Source organism: Bacillus cereus group sp. BfR-BA-01379 (assembly GCF_022663605.1).
Classification (GTDB): domain Bacteria; phylum Bacillota; class Bacilli; order Bacillales; family Bacillaceae_G; genus Bacillus_A; species Bacillus_A mobilis.
Window position 1 is genome coordinate 33,570 of the sequence record NZ_JAKUFT010000046.1, and the last position, 7,380, is coordinate 40,949.

The window sequence follows — 7,380 nt, forward strand, 5'->3', positions numbered from 1 at the left end:
ATTCTTAGAACTTCTCAGCAAATGCAATTGCAAAATTACTGCATTTTTCAACATCCTCTTCATCTTCTGGAGCTAGTTCAATTTTCAACCCTTCTTGTACAAGCTCTGCACCGCGTTCTACAAGTTTCTCTTCAAATATCGTTACCGCTTCACAAAACAGTTCATACGCCGTATCTCCTGATCCGAATACCGCTACTTTTTTCCCTGATAAATCTATATTATCTAAGTCATCATGGAAATCTTCCGCTTCAAATGGTAGCTCACCATCGCCCCACGTATAAGATCCTAAAATAATTCCATCATAGACTAATAATTCTTCTGCATCCATGCCTTCCATTTCTTGTAATACTACTTCATGATCAAAAGCATCTAAACTAACTTTAATTAAATCAGCAATACTCTCTGTATTTCCTGACATACTTGCATAAGCTATTAAAATTTTCGCCACTTCGGCATCCCCCTCTTACAATAAATGATTCTCATTCTCATTATATTAATAATGAGAATCAATTTCAATTATATTTTTTATTATTTCCGTTTACTTCATACAAAAAAAGCACAGATGACTATACAATCATCTGTGCTTTTTATTACTTTTTAAAAATACCAAACGGCTTTCCAACTGGTAAAACAACTTTTCCGAAGTGTGTATTTAACACTGCTGCTGCTGAACCATAGAAAGATAATAATGAAATAAGAAGTTCTGAATATGCTGCTAAATTATGCATTGCATGCGGCATAACACCTAAAGTACTTAATGAAAGACCTATAAATAAGAAATCAATAAGGACGAAAATCATAAATAATACTTTATGTGTTTCCATTGCACCAATTGTCATAAAGATTGTGAAAATCAAATATCCGATAAAGGCTATCCCAAGCTGTTTTGAATCTGCAGCTTGTGCTAATTTCTCGCCAAATACTCCAAGTTGAATTAACCAAGTCATTCCAACACCTAACCAAAATAGGCCGTATGCACCGAATGCTGTTGTACCGAATGTATTGTTATGCTTTGCATCGTGAATGCAGGCAAAGATTTGTGCAAATCCTCCTAAAAAGATTGCCCATGGTAATACAAGAGAAACGCCATCTGTTAAGCCTAGCTTTTGAGATGATGCTACAAGTGTTACCATCGCTAATCCAAATAGGCCAATTCCAGATGGATCCGCTGTTGTCATTTTCACATGATGTGTAGTTGTTTGATTGCTCATATAAACCTCCTGATTATAAACATACTCGAATACAATACTTAAATCAGAAGGCTATGTCAATGGTTTTTTTTGTATGTTGTCAGACCTTACTTTTTATAATGATTGAATATACTTTCGATCACGTCATACGGTTTTATATTCACTTTTTCCAACTCGTGTATCGGCAGCCATAAAGGAATATAAATCCCTCTATCTTTCAGTTTGAATTCTTCAGCTTTACCACTTCCGAAAATCCCACCTATAATATGGGCATTAAAATAATACTCCGTACCCTTATACTCCACCTTTGCAATAAGATGCCCCACTTCTATATGTACTCCTAATTCTTCATAAACCTCTCGCTTCGTTGCCTCTTCAACTGTTTCATCTTCCTCAATTCCTCCGCCCGGAAAAACATAGTACACTTTATCTTCTCGAATACGTTTTATAAGAGCAATTTTCCCTTCCTGCACAATGATAGCCGCGCCGCGATTTCTTATCATTTTATTACCTCAATACCAATCGCAACTGTTCCCCACTTTTTTTCTTGTTCTTTCGTATATATTTTGTATGTACTTTCTAGCATTTCCTCTAAACTATCATTTTCACAATCCAATAATTTTTTATCAATTTGTTCGTACATTGATTTAAAGCTTTCGTATCGTTTTATTTCCGTTACTTTTACAGTAATAGTCGCTGTCGTCGTAAGGTTCGTAAATACAATATGATCGCCTCGTTTTATGGGTTGACGTTTTGTATCGTATAGGCGTATTTCATATACTTTTTTTCCTGATTGAATTGACTGAAAAGGTTTATTATATAACCCCATTTCGTATATCATTTATTCCACTCCTTTTTTATTCCTTGCGCGTACTAATTTTGTGCATTACCAATTCATACAACACAGTTCGACTTATTCCATATTGCATATAATGTTCCATATCCATTACTTGCTTTAGAGAGGATGCTAAATTCGTTATGTTATATTTAAATCAAAAACCTGAATATAATAAATATGATATTGGTGATTATACTTATAGTAAAGTAGGGCCAACTATTTTTTCTTGGAATGATGAAACAAAATTAAAAATAGGTAAGTTTTGCTCATTAGGAGAAGAAGTCGTTTTCATACTTGGTGGTGAACATCGCGCGGACTGGATAACGACTTATCCATTTAACGCACTTTTTGATGAAGGAGCACATATTACTGGTCACCCTTCTTCAAAAGGTGATATCGTAGTCGGCAATGATGTATGGATTGGTTATCAATCCTGCATTTTATCTGGTGTTACAATTGGTAACGGGGCCATTATTGGTGCAAAGAGTGTTGTTACAAAAGATGTACCACCATATGCAATTGTAGCTGGTAATCCTGCAAAATTTGTTCGATATCGTTTCCCGCAAGAAACGATTGAAAAACTAGAGAATCTCGCATGGTGGGATTGGGATATTTCTGTTATAAAAGGGGCCATTCCATTTCTACTTTCCAACAAAATCAACGAGTTTTTTACCTCGTCCGAAAATGAATCTATATGATCAATACACATAAAAAGAGCATCCTATTCTTTTAGGATGCTCTTTTTGTTTTTATTTCTTATGTCCGTGCAACTGATTACACGGAGAACATTGAAATGGAATTTTATCTAAACAATTAAAGTTCGTTTCACAAATTTGTTCAATCGTTGGAACGAACGGTATGACCACAATATTACTTTCTATTATTTGTGTAACAGGCGGCAATACTGTACCTACTTGATGTTCGAAGCGAATACTCGCTTGATTTATATAATTTCCTGAACCACTTGGTGCACTCTCCACTGCTACTTGGAACGAGACTGTGCGTGCTTCACCTGGATTTAAACTTCCTATCAAAAATCCTTGCACTGGGCTCACATTTGGCGATGGAACAAGATCTACTCTTACGCTTCCAGGAATAAATCGAACACTACTATCTAACATATCTTGAAAACGAATATTTTGTATCGCTGTATCCCCTGTATTTGTAATAACTGTCGTAAATGTAATAACATCTCCAATTGTTGCTGTTTGATGATCCGCCGTTTTTACGACTGTCGTTGAGACATTTTGAGGAATAAACGGGATAACAACTGTATTACTATCGCCCTCAACTACTACAGGCGGTTCATTTGGATTCACAGTTGCAAATCCATTCGCTGTAGCAGTATTTGTAACTAAATTATTGATTTGCCCCCCTGTTATTACAACTTGGAAATTAATAATTGCTGCATCATTTGGCTGAAAATTACCTAACGGAATACCAGTATTCGGATTAGCAAATGGAAAAGGTACATCGTTTACTGTTACTGTGCCATTTATAAATAACGTATTCGGATCAATGATATCTGTTAAAACAATATTCGTCACTGGAACTGTACTATCATTAATAACAGCAATTCCGTAAGTGACAACATCTCCTACCATCGCTACTTCAAAGTTTGCTCCTTTTGCAACAAATAAAATTGCAGTATTTACCGTTACAATCACAGTATTACTCGTGTCCATTACTGTAACTGGCGGCTCTCCTGGTACTAAAATATACTCAGCTAACGCTCCAGCAACGTTTACTACTGTACCACCATCTGGAAAACTTGTAATTGTAGCTTCATATGTTACGAGTGCCGTCTCACCGACTGGAATGTCTGGTATCGTAAATCCAGCCTGTGGATTTAACCCTGGCTGTGAAACTCCATTTATCGTTACACTATTTGGGACGAAATCAGCTTCCTGAGATAACACATCTATAAATTGAACATTCATCGCATCAGCAGTACCGGTATTTAATATACGAACTGTATACGTTACTGTTTCTCCTACTCCAACAATTGGATGATCTACTTCTTTCAGCATATCTAAACTACCTCTATTTACTGGTGTGACTGTCGTATTACTTGAATTCGTAATTGTAAACGGAGGTTCTCCTGGAATCAATTCGAAATCACCCGTTACTCTCGCTGTATTCATAATACTATTAGAAGGTGGAACTGCGATTACATTTACTTCAAATGTAATTAATATACTATCCCCTACTGCAAGATCCGGTAATGAAAAACCTACAAAAGGATCTAAACCTACTTGCGGAATCCCATTTATTTGTACACTTCCTGGAACAAATTCTAAATCAGGCGATGGAATATCAATAAACTGAACATTTGTCGCAGCTACCGTTCCTGTATTTGTAACTTGCACACTATACGTTAACGTATCTCCTAAACGTGTCGCTTCTTTATTTACAGATTTTATAACACTGAACCGTCCTCTATTTACCCTAGTTATCGTCGTATTACTCGGTTCTGTTACTACAACCGGTGGCTCTCCTGGTACTAAAGTAAAGCTTCCTGTTATATTTGCAACGTTCGTAATTGTTCCTGATGACGGAATGTTTGTAACTGTCGCCTGAAACGTCACGATAACCGTTTCACCAACGAGTATATCTCCAACTCCAAAGCCAGTGATCGGATTTAAATTTGGTTGTAGGATTCCATTTATCGTTACACTACTTGGTACAAATGACGCTCCTGCTGAAATCGTATCAATAAATTGAACATTGCTAGCTGTAACTGTTCCTGTATTCGTTATTTGAACCGTATACGTTAATACATCTCCAACAAGAGTAGCAGCCCTATTTACTTGTTTAATAACTGTAAATCGTCCTCTATTTACTGTTGTAAGTGTTGTGTTACTTGGCTGATTCACTATAACTGGTGGTTCTCCTGGTACTAATACAAAGCTTCCTGTTACATTTGCCGTATTGGCAATTGTTCCGTTTGACGGAACACTAACAACGATTACTTGGAATGTGACTTCTACACTTCCCCCTGGATTTATATCTGGAAGCGAGAATCCATTATTAGGATTGAATCCAGGTTGTAGCACACCATCTATCGTTACACTATCTGGTACAAATGTGATCGAGGACGGTAATACATCACTATATTGAACATTTGTCGCTACTACTGTACCTGTATTTTGAACTACTGTTGTATATGTGATTGTATCGCCTACTGCAACAACCGGCTGACTTACTGATTTTAAAACATTTAAACCAGGTTCATTAATTTCTGTTAATGTCGTATTACTTGTCGTTGTTTCTGTAATTGGCGGCTCTGTTTCACTTACAGCAAATGTAGCTGTAACGTCTACAAAGTTAACAATCGTTCCACCCTCAGGTATGCTCGTAACCACTTCCTGATATGTGACAAGTACAAAATCATCTACAGGGATATCTGGAACTGTAAAACCAATGAAAGGATCTAATCCTGGTGCCGGCACACCGTTTATGCTCACACTTCCCGGTACAAATGCTACACCGGCGGAAGTTGTATCTATAAATTCAACATTCGTCGCTGGCACTGTACCGAAATTAAAGATTAATACATCATACGTTAATATTTCTCCTACAGTCGCTACTTCTTTATCTACTAGTTTTAATGGAAAAATCGAAGCTATATTAATTGTCGTAACGACTAAATTCGTTAATATCGTTTCCGTAATTGGTGGTTCCTGCGGATTCGGTTGTGAAGTAAATGTAACGTCAGCATCATTTAATATAACTTCATTATCTGGAATTTCCGTAATCGTCACTTGGAACGTCACAGAAATACTCGTTCCAGCATTTAATAATGGACTAACTGTAAAGCCTATTTCTGGATTTAAACCGAGTTGCTGCATTCCACCTATCGTTACACTATTGTCAACAAACGTCGTCCCTTCTGGAATGACATCTTGGAAGAGCACATCTGTAACAGGGATAATTCCTACATTTGTTATTAACACTGTATAAGTTAATACATCTCCAACAGCACCAGCGGCAACATTTACTGTTTTTGTTGCTGTTACTTCACCAGGAGGCGGTAACGGTATCCTAACTACTGTCGTATTACTTGAATTTGTCGTTGTTACAGGGGGCTGTAAAGGATTTAATAAAAAAGTGGCTGTAGCAGATGCCGTGTTTAGTACGGCTCCGCGCGTGGATGGTGCAACTACTGTTACTTGGAATGTTACAGTCAATGCTGTTCCAGCAGCGATATTAGGAAGCGTAAAACCTATATTTGGATCAAATCCAGGTTGAGGCGTTCCATTTATCGTTACACTATTTGCTACAAATGTTGTTTCTGGAGCAATTGGATCAATGAAGGAAACATTCGTCGCTGTTACCGTTCCATTATTTCTAATGACTACGGAATACGTGTAAGTTTCTCCAAGTGCAGCTTGTTGTACAGATGAAGATTTTTGTATATTTAATCGAGCTGTATTTACTTGCGTCACTACAAAGTTACTATTCGTAACAGTCGTTATTGGAGGGTTTGCAGGATTTATAAGAAAACTTGCAGTAACGTTCGATTGGTTTCTTATATTTCCACCGCTCGGAACACTTGTCACTGTAACTTGGAACGTAATCGTAGCCGTTTGTCCGACCGGAATATTTGGTACTGGGAAACCAGCCATAGGATTCGCGCCTTGTTGAACAAATCCATTTATCGTCACACTATTTGCTACAAACGCAGTACCCGACGGAATTGGATCTTGAAAAATAATATTCGTTGCAGGAACAGTTCCTGTATTTTGAATAAGAATCGTATACGTTAACGTATCTCCTACTCCTGCTTGTGTTGTATTTACACTCTTCATTACATTAAGTGATCCCACATTCACTCGCGTCACAACAATATTACTAATCGTTACAATTGTAATTGGCGGCTGGAGAGGACTTACTTGGAAATCCGCAGTTACATTCGCATTATTCGGAAGAACTCTATTTGGTGGTACACTCGTGATCGTCACTTGAAAAGTAACTGTTACCATCCCTCCTACTGGAATATTAGCAAGTGGAAATCCAGTTGTTGGGTTTAAACCGGGTTGAGATATCCCGTTTATTGTTACACTATTCGCTACAAACGTTGTTCCAGATGGAATTGGATCAAGGAATGACACATTTGTCGCTGCTACCGTTCCACTATTTTGTATACGAACTGTATACGTTAACGTATCTCCTACTCCTGCTTCAGTAGCGCTTACACTCTTCATTACATTTACCCCTGAAGAATTCACCACTGTCATAACAGTATTACTTGGTACTGTTATAGTAATCGGTGGCTCTGTTGGATTTACAAGGAAATCTCCAGTTACATTCGCATTATTTACGACATTATTTCCTTGGGGAATTTCATCA

Annotated in this window: 6 protein-coding genes; 1 reads left to right on the plus strand and 5 read right to left on the minus strand. The window is 37.3% G+C overall.

From position 1 onward, the window contains the following. Positions 1-4 precede the first annotated feature (4 nt). From MR113_RS17585 to MR113_RS17600, 4 genes are all read right to left on the minus strand, one after another. The gene (locus tag MR113_RS17585; protein WP_001062768.1) at positions 5-448 is read right to left on the minus strand and encodes a flavodoxin; all 444 of its coding nucleotides are present in this window, start codon (positions 446-448) and stop codon (positions 5-7) included. Between the two features lie 142 nt (positions 449-590). Then, positions 591-1,211, minus strand: coding sequence for an acetate uptake transporter (locus MR113_RS17590; RefSeq protein WP_016086882.1), 621 nt, complete (start codon positions 1,209-1,211; stop codon positions 591-593). 86 nt (positions 1,212-1,297) lie between these two features. Beyond that, complete coding sequence (locus tag MR113_RS17595; protein ID WP_242255837.1) at positions 1,298-1,693, minus strand: NUDIX hydrolase; 396 nt, start codon at positions 1,691-1,693, stop codon at positions 1,298-1,300. Then, positions 1,690-2,031, minus strand: a complete 342-nt coding sequence (locus tag MR113_RS17600; protein ID WP_098870314.1) for an ASCH domain-containing protein — start codon at positions 2,029-2,031, stop codon at positions 1,690-1,692. Before MR113_RS17600 ends, MR113_RS17595 begins: the two co-directional genes overlap by 4 nt. Positions 2,032-2,168: 137 nt before the next feature. Between MR113_RS17600 and MR113_RS17605 the strand changes: the two genes are divergently transcribed. Continuing rightward, positions 2,169-2,726, plus strand: coding sequence for a CatB-related O-acetyltransferase (locus tag MR113_RS17605; protein ID WP_242255841.1), 558 nt, complete (start codon positions 2,169-2,171; stop codon positions 2,724-2,726). Positions 2,727-2,777: 51 nt separating this feature from the next. Here the strand turns inward: MR113_RS17605 and MR113_RS17610 are convergent. Then, a partial coding sequence (locus tag MR113_RS17610; protein WP_472927136.1) for a DUF7507 domain-containing protein occupies positions 2,778-7,380 on the minus strand: 4,603 nt, incomplete at its 5' end.

Bases quoted from the DNA above. Each gene is read 5' to 3' on its own strand.
- MR113_RS17590 (WP_016086882.1), bottom strand. From the start codon at position 1,211: ATGAGCAATCAAACAACTACACATCATGTGAAAATGACAACAGCGGAT.
- MR113_RS17605 (WP_242255841.1), top strand. From the start codon at position 2,169: ATGTTATATTTAAATCAAAAACCTGAATATAATAAATATGATATTGGT.
- MR113_RS17600 (WP_098870314.1), bottom strand. From the start codon at position 2,031: ATGATATACGAAATGGGGTTATATAATAAACCTTTTCAGTCAATTCAA.
- MR113_RS17595 (WP_242255837.1), bottom strand. From the start codon at position 1,693: ATGATAAGAAATCGCGGCGCGGCTATCATTGTGCAGGAAGGGAAAATT.